This is a genomic window from Pseudoruegeria aquimaris (assembly GCF_900172235.1).
Taxonomy (GTDB): Bacteria; Pseudomonadota; Alphaproteobacteria; order Rhodobacterales; family Rhodobacteraceae; genus Pseudoruegeria; species Pseudoruegeria aquimaris.
In genome coordinates, this window is sequence record NZ_FWFQ01000003.1 from 140,482 (window position 1) to 157,803 (window position 17,322).

General features: G+C 64.9%; 20 protein-coding genes. 14 read left to right on the plus strand and 6 right to left on the minus strand.

Annotated features, from left to right (window positions below; all coding sequences use genetic code 11):
* Positions 1-271: 271 nt before the first annotated feature.
* The 14 genes from phnF to PSA7680_RS03570 all read left to right on the plus strand — a co-directional run bounded on the left by phnF (position 272) and on the right by PSA7680_RS03570 (position 12,114).
* Positions 272-1,063, plus strand: a complete 792-nt coding sequence (gene phnF / locus PSA7680_RS03505; RefSeq protein WP_245824428.1) for a phosphonate metabolism transcriptional regulator PhnF — start codon at positions 272-274, stop codon at positions 1,061-1,063.
* Positions 1,056-1,472 carry a phosphonate C-P lyase system protein PhnG gene (locus PSA7680_RS03510; protein WP_085867275.1) on the plus strand — a complete coding sequence of 139 codons (417 nt, stop codon included), beginning with the start codon at positions 1,056-1,058 and terminating at the stop codon, positions 1,470-1,472. The genes phnF and PSA7680_RS03510 overlap by 8 nt, the downstream gene beginning before the upstream one ends.
* Positions 1,472-2,011 (plus strand): phosphonate C-P lyase system protein PhnH, encoded by a 540-nt coding sequence (gene phnH, locus PSA7680_RS03515; protein WP_085867276.1) that lies wholly within the window; start codon positions 1,472-1,474, stop codon positions 2,009-2,011. The genes PSA7680_RS03510 and phnH overlap by 1 nt, the downstream gene beginning before the upstream one ends.
* Positions 2,011-3,069 carry a carbon-phosphorus lyase complex subunit PhnI gene (locus tag PSA7680_RS03520; protein WP_085867277.1) on the plus strand — a complete coding sequence of 353 codons (1,059 nt, stop codon included), beginning with the start codon at positions 2,011-2,013 and terminating at the stop codon, positions 3,067-3,069. The genes phnH and PSA7680_RS03520 overlap by 1 nt, the downstream gene beginning before the upstream one ends.
* Positions 3,066-3,977, plus strand: coding sequence for an alpha-D-ribose 1-methylphosphonate 5-phosphate C-P-lyase PhnJ (locus PSA7680_RS03525; RefSeq protein WP_085867278.1), 912 nt, complete (start codon positions 3,066-3,068; stop codon positions 3,975-3,977). The genes PSA7680_RS03520 and PSA7680_RS03525 overlap by 4 nt, the downstream gene beginning before the upstream one ends.
* Positions 3,974-4,774 carry an ATP-binding cassette domain-containing protein gene (locus tag PSA7680_RS03530; RefSeq protein WP_139838543.1) on the plus strand — a complete coding sequence of 267 codons (801 nt, stop codon included), beginning with the start codon at positions 3,974-3,976 and terminating at the stop codon, positions 4,772-4,774. Before PSA7680_RS03525 ends, PSA7680_RS03530 begins: the two co-directional genes overlap by 4 nt.
* Complete coding sequence (locus tag PSA7680_RS03535) at positions 4,771-5,490, plus strand: phosphonate C-P lyase system protein PhnL (RefSeq protein WP_085867280.1); 720 nt, start codon at positions 4,771-4,773, stop codon at positions 5,488-5,490. The genes PSA7680_RS03530 and PSA7680_RS03535 overlap by 4 nt, the downstream gene beginning before the upstream one ends.
* On the plus strand, positions 5,477-6,640 hold the full coding sequence (locus PSA7680_RS03540; protein WP_085867281.1) for an alpha-D-ribose 1-methylphosphonate 5-triphosphate diphosphatase: 1,164 nt from the start codon (positions 5,477-5,479) through the stop codon (positions 6,638-6,640). Before PSA7680_RS03535 ends, PSA7680_RS03540 begins: the two co-directional genes overlap by 14 nt.
* A 97-nt stretch (positions 6,641-6,737) precedes the next feature.
* Positions 6,738-7,538, plus strand: a complete 801-nt coding sequence (gene phnC, locus PSA7680_RS03545) for a phosphonate ABC transporter ATP-binding protein (protein WP_085867282.1) — start codon at positions 6,738-6,740, stop codon at positions 7,536-7,538.
* A gap of 33 nt (positions 7,539-7,571) precedes the next feature.
* Positions 7,572-8,489, plus strand: coding sequence for a phosphonate ABC transporter substrate-binding protein (gene phnD / locus PSA7680_RS03550; protein ID WP_085867283.1), 918 nt, complete (start codon positions 7,572-7,574; stop codon positions 8,487-8,489).
* A 61-nt stretch (positions 8,490-8,550) separates the two neighbouring features.
* A complete protein-coding gene (gene phnE / locus PSA7680_RS03555; RefSeq protein WP_085867284.1) occupies positions 8,551-9,495 on the plus strand; it encodes a phosphonate ABC transporter, permease protein PhnE in 945 nt (314 codons plus the stop codon).
* Positions 9,492-10,355 carry a phosphonate ABC transporter, permease protein PhnE gene (phnE, locus tag PSA7680_RS03560; protein ID WP_085867285.1) on the plus strand — a complete coding sequence of 288 codons (864 nt, stop codon included), beginning with the start codon at positions 9,492-9,494 and terminating at the stop codon, positions 10,353-10,355. Before phnE (PSA7680_RS03555) ends, phnE (PSA7680_RS03560) begins: the two co-directional genes overlap by 4 nt.
* Before the next feature lie 20 nt (positions 10,356-10,375).
* Positions 10,376-10,990 carry a DapH/DapD/GlmU-related protein gene (locus PSA7680_RS03565; RefSeq protein ID WP_085867286.1) on the plus strand — a complete coding sequence of 205 codons (615 nt, stop codon included), beginning with the start codon at positions 10,376-10,378 and terminating at the stop codon, positions 10,988-10,990.
* Positions 10,991-11,016: 26 nt separating this feature from the next.
* Entirely contained in the window at positions 11,017-12,114 is a 1,098-nt protein-coding gene (locus PSA7680_RS03570) for an AbrB family transcriptional regulator (protein WP_085867287.1), read from the plus strand.
* On the opposite strand, the gene PSA7680_RS03575 is transcribed toward PSA7680_RS03570, so the two are convergent.
* The 6 genes from PSA7680_RS03575 to PSA7680_RS03600 are packed head-to-tail and all read right to left on the minus strand — an operon-like array spanning position 12,084 to position 17,284.
* Positions 12,084-12,899: a sugar phosphate isomerase/epimerase family protein gene (locus PSA7680_RS03575; RefSeq protein WP_085867288.1), complete on the minus strand. Its 816-nt coding sequence runs from the start codon at positions 12,897-12,899 to the stop codon at positions 12,084-12,086. The genes PSA7680_RS03570 and PSA7680_RS03575 overlap by 31 nt on opposite strands.
* Entirely contained in the window at positions 12,869-14,143 is a 1,275-nt protein-coding gene (locus tag PSA7680_RS03580) for an alpha-D-ribose 1-methylphosphonate 5-triphosphate diphosphatase (RefSeq protein WP_085867289.1), read from the minus strand. The genes PSA7680_RS03575 and PSA7680_RS03580 overlap by 31 nt, the downstream gene beginning before the upstream one ends.
* Complete coding sequence (locus tag PSA7680_RS03585; protein ID WP_085867290.1) at positions 14,140-14,805, minus strand: class I SAM-dependent methyltransferase; 666 nt, start codon at positions 14,803-14,805, stop codon at positions 14,140-14,142. The genes PSA7680_RS03580 and PSA7680_RS03585 overlap by 4 nt, the downstream gene beginning before the upstream one ends.
* The gene (gene phnE, locus PSA7680_RS03590) at positions 14,802-15,620 is read right to left on the minus strand and encodes a phosphonate ABC transporter, permease protein PhnE (RefSeq protein ID WP_085867291.1); all 819 of its coding nucleotides are present in this window, start codon (positions 15,618-15,620) and stop codon (positions 14,802-14,804) included. The genes PSA7680_RS03585 and phnE (PSA7680_RS03590) overlap by 4 nt, the downstream gene beginning before the upstream one ends.
* Positions 15,613-16,446, minus strand: a complete 834-nt coding sequence (locus tag PSA7680_RS03595; protein WP_245824429.1) for a phosphonate ABC transporter ATP-binding protein — start codon at positions 16,444-16,446, stop codon at positions 15,613-15,615. The genes phnE (PSA7680_RS03590) and PSA7680_RS03595 overlap by 8 nt, the downstream gene beginning before the upstream one ends.
* Complete coding sequence (locus PSA7680_RS03600; protein WP_085867292.1) at positions 16,406-17,284, minus strand: phosphate/phosphite/phosphonate ABC transporter substrate-binding protein; 879 nt, start codon at positions 17,282-17,284, stop codon at positions 16,406-16,408. Before PSA7680_RS03600 ends, PSA7680_RS03595 begins: the two co-directional genes overlap by 41 nt.
* Positions 17,285-17,322: the final 38 nt, after the last annotated feature.

Consider the following 17,322-nt stretch of genomic DNA (forward strand, 5'->3'; position numbering starts at 1 on the left):
CCGACCTTCTTGCCGCCCCGGCCGGCTCTGGCGATCACACGCTGCTCTCGGGGCGACGGCGGCGACAGTGGCTCTGTCCGACGAAACCGAAACCGCCGCTCAAACCGAAATTTTCCTACCGGCATCTGGCCCTGCTGCGGGAAAATTTCGGCTGGCGCGGCTCAATTCAGGCGGCCTGAACAAATGCGGGCTCTGGGCGGGCTCCGGGCGGAGCACGGCACCAACCCTTGTCTTGTGATCTGTTCGAGCGCCCTACGACGTAAATTCTTGCTTGTTTGCCTGCCTGTGTCAAGAGGGTGTAACGAAAACCAAGCAAGATGAATTCATCCGAATGAATACACGTGTGCCCCGGACAGACTGGACCATGATTCGCGACGCGCTTCTTCACGAGATTGCCGAAGGCGTTCTGCGCCCCGGCGACAAGCTGCCCACCGAGCCGCAGCTTGCCGCGCGTTTCGGGGCCGGGCGCCATTCCGTGCGCCGCGCCCTCGAGGCCTTGGCGATGCTGGGCAAGGTCAGCATTGAGCAGGGGCGCGGCACCTTCGTCGAAGAGGCGCCTCGGCTGACATATGCGATCGGCAAACGCACCCGGCTGCGCCGCAACCTGCTGCCGCAGGGCTGCGAGGTCTCGGGCCAGCTTCTGAGCAGCGAAATCGTCGAGGCCCCCGCCCCCGTGCGCCGCGCGCTTGATCTGCCTCAAGGCGCCATGGTGGTGGAAAGCCATCGCCTGACACTGGCCGACGCGGTGCCCGTGGCCTTTGGCTGGACCTGGCACCCGGCCGAGCGCTTTCGCGATTTCGCCACGCGACGCGAGGCGCTTGGCTCAACAACCGAAACCTACCGCTCCTACGGGGTAGAAGACTATTTCCGCCACGAAACCGAGATCCATGCCCGCCCCGCCAGGCCGGATGAAACGAAAATGCTCAAGCAGCATCCGAGCCTGCCGGTGATTGAGCTGCACGCGGTCGATGTCGACCCTGAGGGTCTGCCCTTGTCGGCCAGTCGGGTGATCTGGGCCGCCGGACGGGTGAAATTCACAATGACAGGAACGCAGGATGACTGAAACCGACTCATCTCTCGATACCCTCGCCCGGGCCCGCCCCGCGCCGCTCAAGGCGCTCGGAGAACGCCTCATCGGAGCGCTGGGAGACATCGAGGTGATCCAGAGCCGCACCGGGCTGGTGATGCTGCCGATGCGCGACACGGCGCATGGCACGGCATTTCACCTTGGTGAGGTTCTTGTGAGCGAGGCCCATATCCGCGCCCGTGGCATCGATGGCTACGGGATGCGGCGCGGGCGCGATCTTGAGGCAGCGATGGCGATGGCGCTGGTCGATCTGGCCTTGTCGCTGGAGGTCGAACCCGAGGCTTGCCGCGCGTTCATTGCCGCCGAGGCAAAGTTACAGGCTGCGGCCGATGACGAAACGCTGCGCAAGGTCGAGGCCACCCGCGTGAAGATGGAGACATTTTGATGATTGCCGCCATTCCCGCCTTTACCGAAGACGAGGCGCAGGCCAATGCCGCCTTCGAGGCGCTCCTTTGGGCGCTGAGCCGCCCGGGCCAGATCCGCACCCTGCCCGCGCCGGGCGAGAGCGGGCTGATCGCCGCGTTGATCGACCGCGAGTGCAAGGTGTTCTGCGCCGATCCGCTGTTGATGCCCGCGGTGCTGCGCACAGGCGCCGAGATCGCCGAGGCAGACCGGGCCGACCACCTGTTTCTGGGAGAAATGCGGGATCTCTCGGTTCTCGACCAACTGCGCCTTGGCAGCGATCTCTACCCCGACGAGGGGGCGACGGTAATCGCGCGTGCGCGTCTTGGCGAGGGGCAGGCGCTGCGCCTCAAGGGGCCGGGCATCGATGGTTCCATGAGCCTCAGGGTGAGCGGCCTGCCCGATGGGCTGTGGCACAAGCGCGCCGATCTGATCCGTTACCCGATGGGGTTTGAGCTGATCCTGCTCGACGGCGACCGCCTCGCCGCCCTGCCCCGCTCAACATTGGTGGAGGTGCTCTGATGGCCTATGTGGCAACCCGCGGCGGCGAACGCGCGATTGAACAGGCCGAACGATTGTTTCGCGCCGAAATGGGGCGGATCGAAAAGGCCCGGGTGGCCGAGCTGCGCGCCGCCCTGCCCTATCTGATCGACCGGGTGATGGGCGAAGCCTCGCTCTACGATGAAGACCTCGCCGCGCTGGCATTGGCGCAGACGGGGGGTGAGCTGTCGGAGGCGGTCTTGCTGCTGCGCGCCTGGCGCACCACCCAGCCGCGGCTGGCCACCGCCGAGGTGATCGAGCAGGACGGGCTGTTCACCCACCGGCGGATTTCGGCGGCGTTCAAGGATATTCCGGGCGGGCAGATCCTTGGGCCGACGCTGGATTACTCGCACCGGGTGCTGGCCACCGAGGTGTTGCAGGGCGACGCTTTTACGCCCGACCCGGTGACGCCCGCCCAGGCGCCGGCGCCCGCGCACCAGCCCTCGGTGAGCACCTGGCAGGCGGAAAACGAGCTTGTGGATCTGCCCGAACCGGACCCGGCCAAAGGCGGCGACATCCCCGACCTCACGCGCGAGCCGCTGCTGTTTCCGTCCAGGCGCGCCCATACCCTGCAAAGCCTCGCGCGGGCCGAAACGGGCGGCGTGCTGGCGCTGGGGTACGCCGCGATGCGCGGCTATGGCCAGGCCCACCCGACGGTGAACGAGCTGCGTCTGGCGGAGGCCGAGATCGTGGTGACCCACCCCGACGGGCGCCGCTTTTCGGCCGGGCGCGTGAAGGTCAGCGAAGCGGAGGTCGTTGACAAGAAAGGCGAAAAACTCTCGCTCGGCTTTGCCGCCACCTTCGGCTGGAACGAGATCAAATGCATCGCCGCCGCGACGCTTGATCTCAACAGCCCCGGCGCCGAGAAGGGCGCGCCCACCGAAGAAGAGTTCTTTCTCTATCACACCGAGGGCGTCGAAAGCTCGGGCTTCTGCATCCATTTCAAGCTGCCCCACTACGTGACCTTCCAGTCGTCGCTCGACGCCATGCGCGATGCAAAAGCGAAACGGGCGGCCAAATCCGGGGAGCCGGCGCAATGAGTCTTTCCGATCTTGCCAAACCCTGGGCCGCCATGAGCTATGGTTTCCTTGACGCTTCAGCCAAGCGCGAGCTGCGCCGCAAGATGGTCAAGGCCGTCGCCGTGCCCGGCTGCCAGATGCCTTATGCCAGCCGCGAGGTGCCGATGGCGCGCGGCTGGGGCACGGGGGGCTTGCAGGTGTCGCTCACGCTCATCAACCCCAAAAGCGTGGTCAAGGTGATCGATCAGGGGGCGGATGACAGCGTGAACGCCGCCTCGATCCGCCGCTTTCTGGCCCGCGTCTCGGGGGCGATGACCACCACCGACACCCTCACCGCCAGCCTGATCCAATCGCGCCACCGCATCCCGGAGGAAAAGCTTTCCGACAACCAAGTGCTGGTGCTGCAGGTGCCCAACCCCGAGCCGCTGCGCCCGGTGCAGCCCAATATGTCGATCGCGCGGCAGATGCATGCCGATGCCGATTACAGCCGGATGTGGCTCCAGCTTTACGAGCAGATCGTGTGCTCGGGAAGGGTGATGCAGGGCGCCTCCTACCCTTCGCTGGTCAATGGCCGCCACGTGATGACACCTTCGCCGATCCCGCGCTGGGACGTGCCCAAGCTGCACATGGCCGAGCACCTGACGATCCTGTCGGCCGGGCGCGAAAAGCGGCTGTTCGCGGTGCCGCCCTTTACAAGGGTCGAGCCTCTGGTGTTTGACGATGTGCCCTTTCAGGTCGAGGACCACGCCGATCTGAGCTGCTACCGCTCCGGCGCGCGTGGCTTTTTCATGAACGAGATCCCGCAAGACGACGGCACGTCGCAATACGAGCTTTCCGACAGCGAATATGGCGTGAAAACCATCCGCGACCGCGAAGGCGATCCGGTGCGCTTTGGCGAAACATGGTACAAGAACGGAAAATTCTCATGACCACGATGACACTGGAGCCGCCCCGGCTGGTGCGCACCAAGCCCTTGCTCGAAATCCGCGATGTTTCGCGCTCTTACGGCGAGGTGCGCGCCCTGCACAAGGTCTCTGCCACCGCCTATCCCGGCGAGGTGCTGGGGATCGTCGGCGAGAGCGGATCGGGCAAGTCCACGCTTCTGCGGATGATGAACCTTGAGGAACTGCCCGACAGCGGCAGTTACCACCTCGATCTGCCCGACACGCCGGGCGATCTGTTCGAGCTTGACCGGTTTGCGCGGCGCATGCTCTGCGCCACCAGGATCGGCATCGTCTACCAGAACCCGCATCTGGGGCTGCTCATGAAGCACTCAAGCTCCGGCAACGTGGCCGAGCGGCTGCTGATCGCCGGGGAGCGGCGCTTTGGTGTGCTGCGCGAAAAGGCGCGCGAGGCGCTTTCGGCTTCGGAATTTCCGCTCGAGCGGCTGGATGCGCCGCCGATCGAACTTTCGGGCGGTATGCAGCAACGGGTGCAACTGGCCAAGGCAATCGCGCTGGAGCCCGCGCTCTTGCTGCTCGATGAACCCACCACCGGGCTAGACGTCTCAGTTCAGGCGCTGTTGCTCGACACCCTCAAACGCCTGCAGCAGGAGCGCAAGATCACCATGGTGATCGTCTCCCACGATCTTGGCGTCATCCGCACCCTTGCCGACCGGGTGATGGTGATGCGACGGGGCGAGGTGGTCGAGGTCGGGCTGGCCGATCAGGTATTCCAAGACCCCCAACATCCCTATACGCAACAACTGGTGCACGCCAAGCTATGACCCGCGTTCTCGATATTCAGGCCCTTTCAAAGGGATTCTCGCTGCACCATCTTGGGCAGGACATTGCCGCCTTCGATGCGATCAGCTTCTCGCTCGATGCCGGCGAATTCGTGCTGATCAAGGGCATAAACGGGGCCGGCAAATCGACCCTCCTGCGCACGATCTACCGCAGTTACCTGCCGCGCGGCGGGGCCGTGGTGTTCCATTCCGCCCATGGGCCGATTGATCTGGCGCGCGCGGCGGATGTCGATATCGCCCATCTGCGCCGCACCGAGATCGGCTTCGTCACCCAGTTCCTGAACGCCCGCCCGCGCGTCAGTGCCGAGGCGCTGGTGGCCGAACCCCTGCGCCTTGCCGGTGAAAGTGCCGACGCCGCCTTGCACACGGCGCGCGGCTGGTTGTCCACATTCGGGGTGAAGGAGGAACTGTGGCAGGCCTATCCCTCGACCTTCTCGGGCGGCGAGCAACAGAAGGTCAACCTCGCCCGCGCGCTGATCCTGCCGCGCAAGCTGATCCTCTTGGATGAGCCGACCGCCTCGCTTGACGCGGGCGCACGCGCCGCGCTTGTGGCGCGGTTGGCCGAGCTGAAGGAAAACGGAGCCGCCATGCTGGGCGTGTTCCACCACCCCGGCGATGTGGCGGATCTGATCGACCGGGTGATCGACCTCACCCCCGATGCCGCGCCAGAAGAGGACCGCGAAGATGTGGCTGTCTGATTTCACTCTCGTTCTGCCCGATCGCGTGATCGAACACGGATCGTTGCGGCTGGAAGCGGGCCGGATCGCCGAGATCGCCGAAGCCCCCGTGCCGGGCGGGCTGCATGGCGCGGGGATGACCATCATGCCCGGCTTCATCGACATGCACGGCGACATGATCGAGCTTGAACTCGAGCCGCGGCCACGGGTGGATTTTCCGATGGAGGTGGCGGTGAGCCATCTCGACGCACGCCTTGCCGCAAGCGGGGTCACAACGGCCTATGCCGGGGTATCCTTTTCGCGCACCGCTGCTGAGGGTGAACGGCGCTCCTTCGAGCATACCAGCGCCATCATTCGGGCGCTCAAGGACAACATGGCGGGGCTGCGCGTCGATCATCGTATCCACGCGCGGTTTGACATGACCTATACCGATGCGATCGGAGCGCTCGAAGGGTTGCTTGACGCCGGCGCGGTGGATCTGGTGTCGGTCATGGATCACACGCCGGGCCAGGGCCAATACCGCGACATCGAAAAACTGATCGCCTACCGCATGAAAGGCGGCAAGTGCGAAGAGCAGGCGCGGTCCGAAATTCAAAACCGGTTGGACAATGCCATTTCGACCGAGCAGATGCTGCGCAACCTGCAAGAGGTTTCGCGCCTGTGCAAAGCCTACGGCGTGGCGATGGCCAGCCATGACGATGACACGGTCGAAAAGACGGAATTGATGGCAGATATCGGGGCCGTCATCAGCGAATTTCCAGTCACGATCGAAGCCGCCCGAACGGCCGCCGCGCGGGGCCTCATGATTGCCATGGGCGCGCCCAATGCCATGCGCGGGCAGAGCTATTCGGGAAATCTCTCGGCCCGCGAGGCCCATGCGGCCGGCCTTTTGCACATTCTGGCCGCCGACTATCACCCGGCGGCCATCCTGCCCGCCATCCGCGCGCTTGCCGCGACCGACCCCGACGGGCTTGTCGGCGCGGTGCGGCTTGCAACGGCCAACCCCGCCCGGGCGCTTGGGCTGGACGACCGAGGCGAGATCGCCCCCGGCAAGCGCGCCGATCTGGTGATCGTCGACGGGCGCGACCGGGTGGTCACGACGCTGTGTGAGGGAAGCAGGATCTATTCCAATGGTCACCTCGAAAACCTGCCGGTACCTGCCGTCGCCTGAGGCCAGTCCGATCCGTCAACAAACTTTCATAATCGCTGCACAGCGCTGTTACGAATAGTGGGGGACATTGGCGGCATATTCATTCGGATGAGTCGCCATGCCTGACAGCCTGAACCTGATCAACGTCTCGCGCCACTTTGGCAATACCAAAGCTGTTGACAATGTCTCCCTTGATATCCCCCCGGGCCAGTTTGTCGGCGTGATCGGCCGATCCGGCGCGGGCAAATCGACCATGCTACGCCTGATCAACCGGCTGATCGACCCGACCGAGGGCGAGATTCGCTACGGTGACCGGGTGGTGACCCAGCTCAAGGGCAAGGCGCTGCGTGACTGGCGGCGCGACTGCGCAATGATCTTCCAGCAGTTCAACCTTGTTGACCGGCTCGACGTGCTCACCAATGTGCTCATCGGGCGGCTGGCCGAGCGCGGCTTTGTCTCCTCGATGCTGATGCGTTTCACCGACGAAGAGCGCACGATGGCCATTCAGGCCCTCGACCGGCTTGATCTGGTGCCGCAGACGCTGCAGCGCGCCGGCACGCTTTCGGGTGGCCAGCAGCAGCGCGTGGCGATTGCCAAGGCGCTGGTGCAGCAGCCAAGGATCATGCTCGCCGACGAGCCCATCGCCTCGCTCGATCCGGCCAACGCCACGCTGGTGATGGATGGCTTGCGCGCGATCAACCGCGAAGACGGCATCACCGTTCTGGTGAACCTGCACACGCTCGACACCGCGCGCGCCTATTGCGACCGGATCGTCGCCATGCGCGACGGGCGGGTGATGTTTGACGGCAGCCCCTGCCAGCTCACCAATGACGTGGTGCGCGACATTTACGGCACCGAAGGCCTGCAAGAGTTCAACGAAGCCGCCACCTCGACCCAGAAGGTCGCGGTGATGGCCTGATCCCCGAAGAAGCGCAACAAAGGGAGCCCCAACATGCGTTTGTTTGCTACCACCGCCCTGGCGATGCTTGTCGCCGTGCCCGCCCTCGCCGATGGCTGGCGCGACGATTATCAGGTCGTCAAGTTCGGCATTCTCTCCGGCGAAAACGAAAAAGATCGCCTTCAGCGCAACGAGCCGCTGCGCGCCTATCTGGCCAAAAAGCTCGGCGTTGATGTCGAGATCTTCACCGCTGGCAATTACGACGGCGTGATTCAGGCGATTGCCGCCGACCAGATCGAGATTGCCCGCTTTGGCTCGTCGTCCTTCGCCGCCGCCTACACCGCCACCGATGGCGGCGTGGTGCCGACGCTGACCACGATCAAGGCCGACGGTAACACCGGCTACCATTCGATCGTGGTGACCCGCTGCGACAGCGGCATCAAGAGCCTCGAAGATGCCAAGGGCAAGGTGCACGCCTTTGCCGACCCGGATTCGACCTCCGGTTACGCCGTGCCCTATTTCAACATGGTCACCCGCGAAGGCTTCAAGCCCGAAGAGCATTTCGGCACGGTTACCTTCTCGGGCTCGCATGAGGCGGGCGTGCAGGGCGTCTTTAACGGCACCTTCGACACCGCCTCGACCTGGCAGAGCAATGACGAAGACGGCGTTTACCAGCGTATGGAGCGCAAGGGCATGATCGAGCCCGGCGTGGTTTGCAAGATCTGGGAGAGCCCGGAAATCACCTCCGGCCCCTGGACCTTCCGCGCCAACCTGCCCGAAGACATGATCGCCGAGATCACCGACGCCATCGAAGCCTTCCCGACCGAAGACCCGGAAGGCTTCAAGGTCTACAGCGGTTGGACCGCCGACAACCCCAACCCGCAGGTTGGCTTCTCGCGCGTCAATCTCGAGCGTTACCAGTGGATCATCGACATGCGCGACTGGCTGAAAAAGCAGCGCCGCGGCGGCTGACACGCTACCAATTGTGCGGGGCGGGCTATTGCCCGCCCCTTGCTTGCTTTCGGGGGATATCATGAGCGCCATTGCCGAAATGACCGAGACCGTGCCCGATGTGGGCCCGAGCGCCTTTACCCAATTCGAGCGTGATTTTGCCGCGCGCCGGCGGTCGGCCCGGATCAACTGGGCGTTGGGCAGCGCGCTGTTCTTCATGCTGTTCTTCGCCTCGGCCTGGATCGGCGACTTTTTCAAGATCACCCAAGTGAGCTTGCCGGACGGCACCCGCGCTTGGCGCTGGATCATCGGTGCCGGCCTGCCGCGGCTTGGCGAATACGTTGAAAAAACCCTGCCGGTGCTGCGCTGGGAGAGTCTGGGCGCGGATTTCGCCGAATGGTTCTGGCGCTGGAAAATCTGGCTGAAACTGCTCGTCGAGACCGTCCTCATCGCCTTCATGGCTACCGGGATCGGGGTCATTGGCGGCTTTCTCCTCAGCTTTCCCGCCTCGCGCAACCTCACCCCCAACAAGTGGGTGCTGTTCATCACCCGCCGCCTTCTGGAACTGGCGCGCACCGTGCCCGAACTGGTCTGGGCGCTGATCTTCGTCTTCGCCTTTTCCGTGGGGCCGATGGCCGGGGTGCTGGCGATTGCCGTTCATGCCACCGGGGCGCTGGGCAAGCTCTATTCCGAGGTCAATGAAAACATCAACATGGCACCGCTTGAAGGCGTGAAAGCCTCCGGTGGCACCTGGTTTGACCAGATCCGCTATGGCGCGGTGCCGCAGGTCTTGCCCAACATCATCAGTTACACGCTCTTGCGTTTCGAGATCAACGTGCGCTCGTCCTCGATCATCGGCTATGTCGGCGCCGGCGGTCTGGGGCAGGAATTTCGCACCGCGATGTCGTTTCAGGAATACACCGACCTGTCGGCGCTGTTCATCATCATCTTCCTGACCGTGGCGGTGATCGACTACGGCTCGGAAAAGCTGCGCCACAAGATGATCGGCATGGGAGAAAGAGCATGACCACCCGCATCACCGAGGCCGAGATCGCCGCCGCCCGCGCTCGCGTGCCCCTTGCCTTCGAGGCGCCCCTGCCGGTGCGCCTGCGCCGCATCGCTTTGAGGACGTTGATCATCGGTCTCTTTGCCTATTGCCTGTGGGCCTTCGATTTCTCACCCGCACGGATCTGGACCGGGCTTGGCCGGTTGGGTCAGATCGCGGGCTTCATGTTCCCCCCCCATATCTGGCAGACATGGGCCGAATGGGCCGAGATTCTCAAGGGGCTGGGCGAGACCCTTTCCATGGCCTTTCTCGGCACGCTTCTAGGGGCGCTCGTGGCCTTCCCCCTGTCGTTGCTCGGTGCGAAAAACATCATGCCCTGGCCGTGGGTTCGCTATCCGGCGCGCCGATTTTATGATCTGATCCGCGCGTTTGAAACGCTGATCCTCGCGCTGATCTTCATCCGCGCTTTCGGCCTCGGGCCGCTGCCGGGCATCCTTGCCATCGCGGTGAGCGAGATCGGCACCTTCTCCAAGCTTTTCTCGGAAGCGCTGGAAAACACGTCGGAAAAACCCGTCGAAGGGGTGAAGGCCTCGGGCGGATCGCGGCTTGAGCAGATCCGCTATGCCATCGGCCCGCAGGTCAACCCGGTGATCCTGTCGATCCTGCTTTACAACTTCGAAAGCAACGTGCGTTCGGGCACGATCCTTGGCATCGTCGGCGCGGGCGGCATCGGCTTTCTGCTGTCGGACCGGATCGCTGCCTACAAGTGGAACGAGGCCTGGACGATCATCTTCCTGATCATCGCCATGGTCTATGTGATCGACTGGCTGTCGGCCAAGGTCCGCAAGAAGATCATCGGGGAATGGAGCGGGGCGAAATAGCCCCGGGCGAGGAAACTGACATGAGCGAGAAACGTCTGACCGAAGCCCCGAACGTGCATCCCGGTGCCACCGTGATCGACTGCACGCTGGGCCGCTACACGGAGGTGCATGACAACGTGAGCCTGCGCGAAGTGGATTTTGGCGATTACTCCTACATCGTGCGCGACGGCTCGGCGGTGTGGTCCACCATCGGAAAGTTCTGCTCGATCGCCCAGGGCGCGCGGATCAACCCGGGCAACCACGCCACCTGGCGCGCCGCGCAGCATCATTTCACCTACCGCGCCGAGATGTTCGGTCTTGGTGAGGATGACCACGAATTCTTCCAGTGGCGCAAGGATCACTGGGTGACGATTGGCAACGATGTCTGGATCGGTCATGGCGTGACGGTGCTTGCGGGCGTGACCATTGGCGACGGCGCCGTGGTCGGGGCTGGCGCGGTGGTCTCGAAAGACGTCGCCCCCTATACCATCGTTGGCGGGGTCGCGGCGAAAGAGATCAAGCGCCGTTTCACCGAGGCCCAGGGCGAGGCGCTCCAGCGCATCGCGTGGTGGGATTGGAGCCATGAAGCGCTCGCCGCCGCGCTGCCCGACATCCGCGCCCTGAGCATTGATGAATTCATCGAGAAATACCGGTGAGGGTGGCGCGGCCCCGGGGGCCCGGCATGAGCCCACGGGCGGCCTCCGGCCCGCGCGATCTGCCGCCCTGGCTGCGCGCGGCATTGACGCTGGCGCTGGCCGCCGCGGGGGGCGGTTTCTTCGCCTGGGCGGGCCTGCCCCTGCCCTGGATGCTGGGCGCGATGACGGCAACATTGCTGGCGGCGATGCGCCGCGCGCCCCTGGCCGCGCCCGACAGGCTGCGTGGCGCCACCGTTGCCGTGATCGGGGTGATGCTTGGCGCGGGATTTTCCGGTGACACCCTGGCCCATTTCGGGCATTGGACGCTTTCCCTGCTCGGCCTGCTGGCCTGTGTCGCGATTTCGGCCGGCGCGGTCTGGCTTTTCCTCATCCGGTTTGGGCGGATGGACCCTGTAACCGCGCTGTTTTCCGCCATGCCGGGGGGCATTGTCGAGATGACGGAGATCGGCCGCCAGCATGGTGCCGACGAACGCGAGATCGTTCTGGCGCATGCGGCGCGCATCGTGCTGGTGATCGCGCTGGTGGCGCTTTGGTTCCGGGTGGCGCTGGGGCTGGAAGTGCGCGGCGTGGCGCCGCTGAACGGGGGCGAGACCGGGGCGCTGGACATCGCCATTCTGCTCGCATGCGGCGTGGCGGGCGGGTTTCTCGGCCTGCGCCTGGGCCTGCCCGCGCCGACCTTTCTGGGCCCGATGATCCTGAGCGCCGCCGCGCATGTGACCGGGCTGACGGAGGGCAGCCCGCCCTCCTGGCTGGTGATCTGCGCGCAGGTGATCCTGGGTGCGATCATCGGTTGCCGTTTTCTCGGCGTGGCACCGCGCGAGGTGCTCAGGGCCTTTGCGCTCAGCCTCGGGGCGACGCTGATCATGCTGGCCGTGGCGCTCGGCTTTGCACTGGGGCTGCACCGCGTTCTGGGCCAGAGCGCCGAGCAGGTGCTACTTGCCTATGCGCCGGGCGGGTTGACCGAGATGAGCCTGGTGGCGCTGTCGATGGGGGCCGATGTGGCCTATATCGCCACCCACCATCTGGTGCGGGTGATCACACTGCTTGCAACGGCGGGCAGCCTTCTGGGCTGGATCGCCCGGCAGCTACGGGATCAGCAGGCCAGCCCAAGCTCCGAGAGATAGGCAAAGCCTTTCGGAATATCCGCCTTGTTGCGCAGCTCCAGCACCAGATGCGGCTCGCTTTCGCATTCGCCAAGTGCGCGGAATACCTCCGGCCAATGGATCTCGCCCTCGCCCGGAGCCCAGTGCCGGTCGGCATGGCCGTCGAGATCCTGCAAATGCACATGCTCAAGCTGGTTGCCCGCGTCACGCACGAAATAATCCACCGGCGGCGCGCCCGACATCCGCCGCGCCAGATGCGCATGGCCCGTGTCGATGGAAAGCGCAATCGCTTTCGAGCCAAAGCTGTCAACCATTGCGCGCCGGTGGCTTGGGTCAACGTCGAGGATATTTTCGATCACCAGCGTGATCCCCTTGTCCTCGGCCGCCTGCACCACCGGGTCCATGATCGCGTGCACCCTCTCAAGCAGGTTCTCCGCATAGCCCGGCTTGGCCAGACGGTTCATCGCATACCAGCGCCTGTAGGGCGAATGCAGAACCATCTGGCGCGCGCCGATGCGGTCGGCCGCCTCCAGCGCCTTGAGATAGCGCGCGGTGATGAGCGGGCGAAGCTCCGGGTCCTTGTTGTCCATGTCGAGCCCCTCGTAGGGGCCATGGATGCCGCGCCGCCCGGTATGGCCTTCAAGCGCGGCGCGGGCGGCGCTGATACGGTCTTCGAACTCCGCCGTCAGCGCCTTGTAGCTGCCAAAATCCTGCAACTCGATGTCGCGCTCGGCATCGAACAGCCATTCACGATGGGTCTCGATTTCGCCAGCTGTCAGGCATGCACCGATCTTGAGGGGGGGCATCTGTTACTCCTGGATATATGGCTCTTCTCTCTGGTCTCGGCTTCCAGCGGCTGCGCGCGATAGGCGGCGCGCCCCGCAACCCAGGTGCCGCGCACCGCCGGCATGTGGCCTTCGGGCCAATCGACCAGCACCAGATCGGCGCGCTTGCCCGGCGCGATCTCGCCCCGGTCATCAAGCTTCATCGCCCGCGCAGGCCCGGCCGAGACCAGCGCCCACAGCGTCAGCCGGTCAGCGCGCTTTTCACGGTCCAGCCGCTCGACCGCGGCCAGCATGGCGGGGTAGTAGTAATCGGACGCCAGCACATCGCACAGCCCCGCCTCGACCATGTCGCCAGCCCCGAGCGAGTCGATATGGCTGCCGCCGCGCACCGCGTTGGGCGCGCCGAAGATGATCGTATCGCCATGTGCGCGGGCATCCTTGGCGGGCTCCAGCGTCATCGGAAATTCGCTCGCCGTGGCCCCGAGCGCGCGGTAGAAGGCGCGGGTCTCGGCCCGGGTGTCGTCATGGCTGAGCATCGGCACGCCGAGCGCGCGCGCCCTGCCCGCCACCTCGCGGATCGTCTCCACCACCTGGGGGCGGCGCGCCCAGACCTTGCGCACCAGCGCCATGTATTCCTCCGCATCGAGACCGGAACGCGCCACCTGTTTCGACCAGCGCTGCGCCATCCTCGGGTCATCCAGATCGGCCACGGCAAAATCGGGGTTGTGCTCGAACAGCCGATCCTGAATCCCGATATCGAACCCGCGCATCGCCATCGACAGATGGTCGTTGAAGGCCAGCGATGTGCCGATCGGCCCATTCATCGCCCACTCCAACACCTCCAGCGCCTCGGTGGCAAAGGTCTCCCACCTCAGCTGCACCCGGTTCTCGACAGTCAGGCGCGGGGCAAGGGCGATCAGCGCCTCGATCACCTCACGCCCGTGCGAGGCCGCGCGCAGCCCCGGCTCGAACCCCAGCGTGACCGAATGATAGGCGGTGGCGATGCCGTTGGCGGCCAGCTGGCGGTCGGTTTCCAGCACCGCCGCCTCGACCGGAAAGAACACGCCGGGGCGCGGCATCAGCTGGCGCTCGAAGGCATCGCCATGCACATCAACGAGCGCCGGGGCAAGGATCATCCCGCGCGCGTCGATCACCTCGCGCTGGGCCGGCCCGCCGATTTCGGCAATCCGGCCTTCGGCGATGGTCACGTTGGTCTCGGCTATCTCACCGGGCAGGTAAACCTCTGCGCCCTCAAAGGTGATCATGCCTGGCGCTCCAGGATCAAATGCCAGTGCCATGAACCGGGCTTGTCATGCTCACGGTCTTCGAGCCACAGCACTTCGAAGCCCTGAAACAGCGCCAGCAATTCGCGCGCATCGCAATAATAGTGCGGATGGCGCTTGTCGGAATCGTCCTCGTCAAACACCCAGGCGTTGCGCGAGATCTCGCGCGGATCCTTCAGCTTCTGGCGGTCGATCCAGAGCCGGCGTTTGGACAGCATGGTCAAAAGGAACGTGCCGCCCGGCCGCAGCACCCGGCGGATCCCGGCGATGGTGTCGAGCAGCACTGTCTCGTCGCCATGATAGATCACGTTCCATGCAAGCACGTGATCGAAGCTCCCATCCTCATACGGCAGCGCATCCATCTTGCCCAGCCCGGTGTGCAGATCGAGCCCGCTATCGGCCGCCGCGCGGCGCAGCGCCTCGATCCCCTGCGCCGCGGCGTCATATGCGGTGACATCAAGACCCGCCCGCGCCAGCGCCAGCGCGTGACGGCCCACACCGGCGCCAAGGTCAAGCACCCGCGCGCCGGGTTCAAGCCCGTCCGCCCACCGCAAGACGTCTGGTTCGGGTTTCAGCCATTTGCTGTCCGCCCCGATCCCGGCCCAGGCGGCATCCCAATGCTCATGTGCCGTGTCTGCCTTCATCTTTCCACTCCGATGATTTTCTTGCGCGCGTAGATGCCCAGTTGTTCAACCACGATCACCACCACCGCGATCATCCCGATCACCGTCATTGCGGTCGGGTAATCGAACAGGTCGAACGCCACCTTCAGCTCGATCCCGATCCCGCCAGCCCCGACAAGCCCGAGGATCGTCGAAGAGCGCACCGCCTTTTCGAGCGCGTAGAGCGAGGTCGAGATGAATGCGGGAATCGAGGCGGGGATCGTGGCCGAGGCGGCGATGTCGAGGCGGCGCGCGCCAGTTGCGGTGAGCGCCTCGGCCGGGCCCTTGTCGGCGGCCTCCATATCGTCGGCAAAGAAGCGCCCGCAAAAGCCGATCGTGTCGACCACGATCGCCAGCATTCCCGCAAAGGGACCGAGCCCGACGGCGACCACGAAGACCAGCGCCCAGGCGATATCGGGCACCGCGCGCATCACCCCCAGCATCACCCGCACAGCCGTGTTGACTGCCCGCCCGGCGATCAACCCGCGCGCCGCAAGCAGCGCAATCGGCAGCGAAAGTACCACCCCGAGCGCCGCGCCGGCAACGGCAATCTGAAGCGTTTCGATCATTTTCAGCCCGAGCCGTCCCAGCGCATCGGTCGCGGGTGGCCAACTTCGGGTCATGAAATCTGCCAGAGCCGGTGGGGCGTGCATCAGCCGTTCGCCCGACCAGCCCGCCCCCCGAAACGACCACAGGATGACAAGGAGCGCGGCGCCATAGCCAAGAAAAGCGAGCGCCGAGGGGCGTTCGATGCGCGCGGGCGTGGCCCTGGCGGCGGTGTTGCCTGGATCAGTCATAGATTTTCCTCAGCTCGGCAGCGCACAGATCGGCCACCGGCGCATCGAGTTGCAATCGCCCCCGCCCGAGGCCGAGAATCCGGTCGCCATATTCGAGCGCGTGGGTCATGTTGTGCGAAGTGAAGATGACGGTCACGTTTTCGCGCCGAACCAGCGAGAAAAAGAGCGCCATCACCTCTTCCCCGGCAGCCGGATCGAGGCTCGCCGTGGGCTCATCGGCGATCAACAGGCGCGGGCTGGCGACCAGCGCGCGGGCAATGGCCACCCGCTGCGATTGCCCGCCCGAGAGCCGGTCGGCGCGGCGCTGCGCGAAATCGGCCATCGAGACCTTTTCAAGCGCGGCCATCGCCTTTTCGCGCGCCGCGCGTGGGGCCAGCGCCTGATGCCAGTAGCGCGGTCCGGATTGTTGACCGAGCAGCCCATGGATGACGTTGGACAGGACCGAAAGGCGCGGCACGAGGTTGTGTTTCTGCGCCACCAGCCCGGTCTGGGCCCGCAGCGCGCGCATGTCGCGCCCACCCAGACCGGTGAGCTCTGCGCCCAGCAGTTCGATCCGCCCGGCACTGGGGGCGATCAGCCCCAGGGCGCAGCGCAGAAGCGTGGACTTGCCTGCCCCGTTGGAGCCGACGAGCGCCACCGCTTCGCCGCGAGAAACCGTGAAGGAGACATCCGAGAAGATCGCTGGCGCCGCGCCAAACGCCTTGGCAAGCCCCTCGACCTTCAGGTCCGGCATGGTGATGACCGGAGCCGCGCGGGCCCCGGCCTTGCTGTCAAGCGCCATGGGATCAATCGCCAAGAAACTTGTCGAACTGCGGATAACCGGCATTGCGATACATCGCGCGCACGATGTCGTAATCGGCATCGTCAACCGCAACCAGATCCATCCCGCGGTACTTTTCATTTTCCTCGTTGGTCAGGATCGCGTCGATGACCTCCTGCTTGTGTGCGAGAATGCCCTCTTGCACCTTTGCGGCCACGTCCGCGGGCACATGAGCGCCGACCATGATCATGTCATTGGGCAGATCGCCCGAGCGCGCAATGATCTTGAAGAAACCGTAAGGCACAGAGTTGTCCTTGTTGCGAGCCTTGTGGATCCAGCTGTTGGCATTGGTGCCGATGGCCGCCACGTCACCCCGTTTCAGCGATTCATGGGCAATGTTGCGCGAGGTGAATATCGGTTCGATATCATTGACCGGATCGACGCCGTAATCGGCCAGAAGCTGCATCGGGCAGAGCATGCTCGAGGTCGAGCCGATATCGCCGAAGGCGACTTTCTGCCCCTTGAGGTCCGCCGGTGCGTTGATGCCGCTATCGGCACGCACGACGATGGCGCAATGGTAATCCGGGCGGCCAAGGCCGATCAGCGGGGTGGCGTCGGTCAGCTTGTTGATGACGACGTATTCAGCCAGGCCAGACACGACGAAATCGACCGTCTTGTTGCGCAGGGCCTCGGCGGCGGCGGTGCGCGAGTTCACCGGCAGAAACTCAAACTCTTCACCGGTGGCCGCCTCGAGGGCATCCCTGAACGGGCCCCATTCGGTTTGCAGGGTTTCAAGCCCCTGCACATCGGTCACGGCAAGCTTCCAGGTCTCGGCCGCGGCCGTGCCGAGCGCGGCGGTGGCCATGGCGAGGCCAAGGATGAAGGTCTTGAAGTTGAGGCGCATCTCATTGCTCCCATTGCGTTGAAATCACCAACAGAAGT

Bases quoted from the DNA above. Each gene is read 5' to 3' on its own strand.
- PSA7680_RS03595 (WP_245824429.1), bottom strand. From the start codon at position 16,446: ATGCCGGTTATCCGCAGTTCGACAAGTTTCTTGGCGATTGATCCCATG.
- phnD (WP_085867283.1), top strand. From the start codon at position 7,572: ATGCGTTTGTTTGCTACCACCGCCCTGGCGATGCTTGTCGCCGTGCCC.
- PSA7680_RS03575 (WP_085867288.1), bottom strand. From the start codon at position 12,899: ATGCCCCCCCTCAAGATCGGTGCATGCCTGACAGCTGGCGAAATCGAG.
- PSA7680_RS03530 (WP_139838543.1), top strand. From the start codon at position 3,974: ATGACCACGATGACACTGGAGCCGCCCCGGCTGGTGCGCACCAAGCCC.
- phnE (WP_085867285.1), top strand. From the start codon at position 9,492: ATGACCACCCGCATCACCGAGGCCGAGATCGCCGCCGCCCGCGCTCGC.
- PSA7680_RS03580 (WP_085867289.1), bottom strand. From the start codon at position 14,143: ATGATCACCTTTGAGGGCGCAGAGGTTTACCTGCCCGGTGAGATAGCC.
- PSA7680_RS03520 (WP_085867277.1), top strand. From the start codon at position 2,011: ATGGCCTATGTGGCAACCCGCGGCGGCGAACGCGCGATTGAACAGGCC.
- phnC (WP_085867282.1), top strand. From the start codon at position 6,738: ATGCCTGACAGCCTGAACCTGATCAACGTCTCGCGCCACTTTGGCAAT.
- PSA7680_RS03600 (WP_085867292.1), bottom strand. From the start codon at position 17,284: ATGCGCCTCAACTTCAAGACCTTCATCCTTGGCCTCGCCATGGCCACC.
- PSA7680_RS03525 (WP_085867278.1), top strand. From the start codon at position 3,066: ATGAGTCTTTCCGATCTTGCCAAACCCTGGGCCGCCATGAGCTATGGT.
- phnE (WP_085867291.1), bottom strand. From the start codon at position 15,620: ATGACTGATCCAGGCAACACCGCCGCCAGGGCCACGCCCGCGCGCATC.
- PSA7680_RS03540 (WP_085867281.1), top strand. From the start codon at position 5,477: ATGTGGCTGTCTGATTTCACTCTCGTTCTGCCCGATCGCGTGATCGAA.
- PSA7680_RS03565 (WP_085867286.1), top strand. From the start codon at position 10,376: ATGAGCGAGAAACGTCTGACCGAAGCCCCGAACGTGCATCCCGGTGCC.
- PSA7680_RS03585 (WP_085867290.1), bottom strand. From the start codon at position 14,805: ATGAAGGCAGACACGGCACATGAGCATTGGGATGCCGCCTGGGCCGGG.
- PSA7680_RS03535 (WP_085867280.1), top strand. From the start codon at position 4,771: ATGACCCGCGTTCTCGATATTCAGGCCCTTTCAAAGGGATTCTCGCTG.
- phnE (WP_085867284.1), top strand. From the start codon at position 8,551: ATGAGCGCCATTGCCGAAATGACCGAGACCGTGCCCGATGTGGGCCCG.
- PSA7680_RS03570 (WP_085867287.1), top strand. From the start codon at position 11,017: ATGAGCCCACGGGCGGCCTCCGGCCCGCGCGATCTGCCGCCCTGGCTG.
- PSA7680_RS03510 (WP_085867275.1), top strand. From the start codon at position 1,056: ATGACTGAAACCGACTCATCTCTCGATACCCTCGCCCGGGCCCGCCCC.
- phnH (WP_085867276.1), top strand. From the start codon at position 1,472: ATGATTGCCGCCATTCCCGCCTTTACCGAAGACGAGGCGCAGGCCAAT.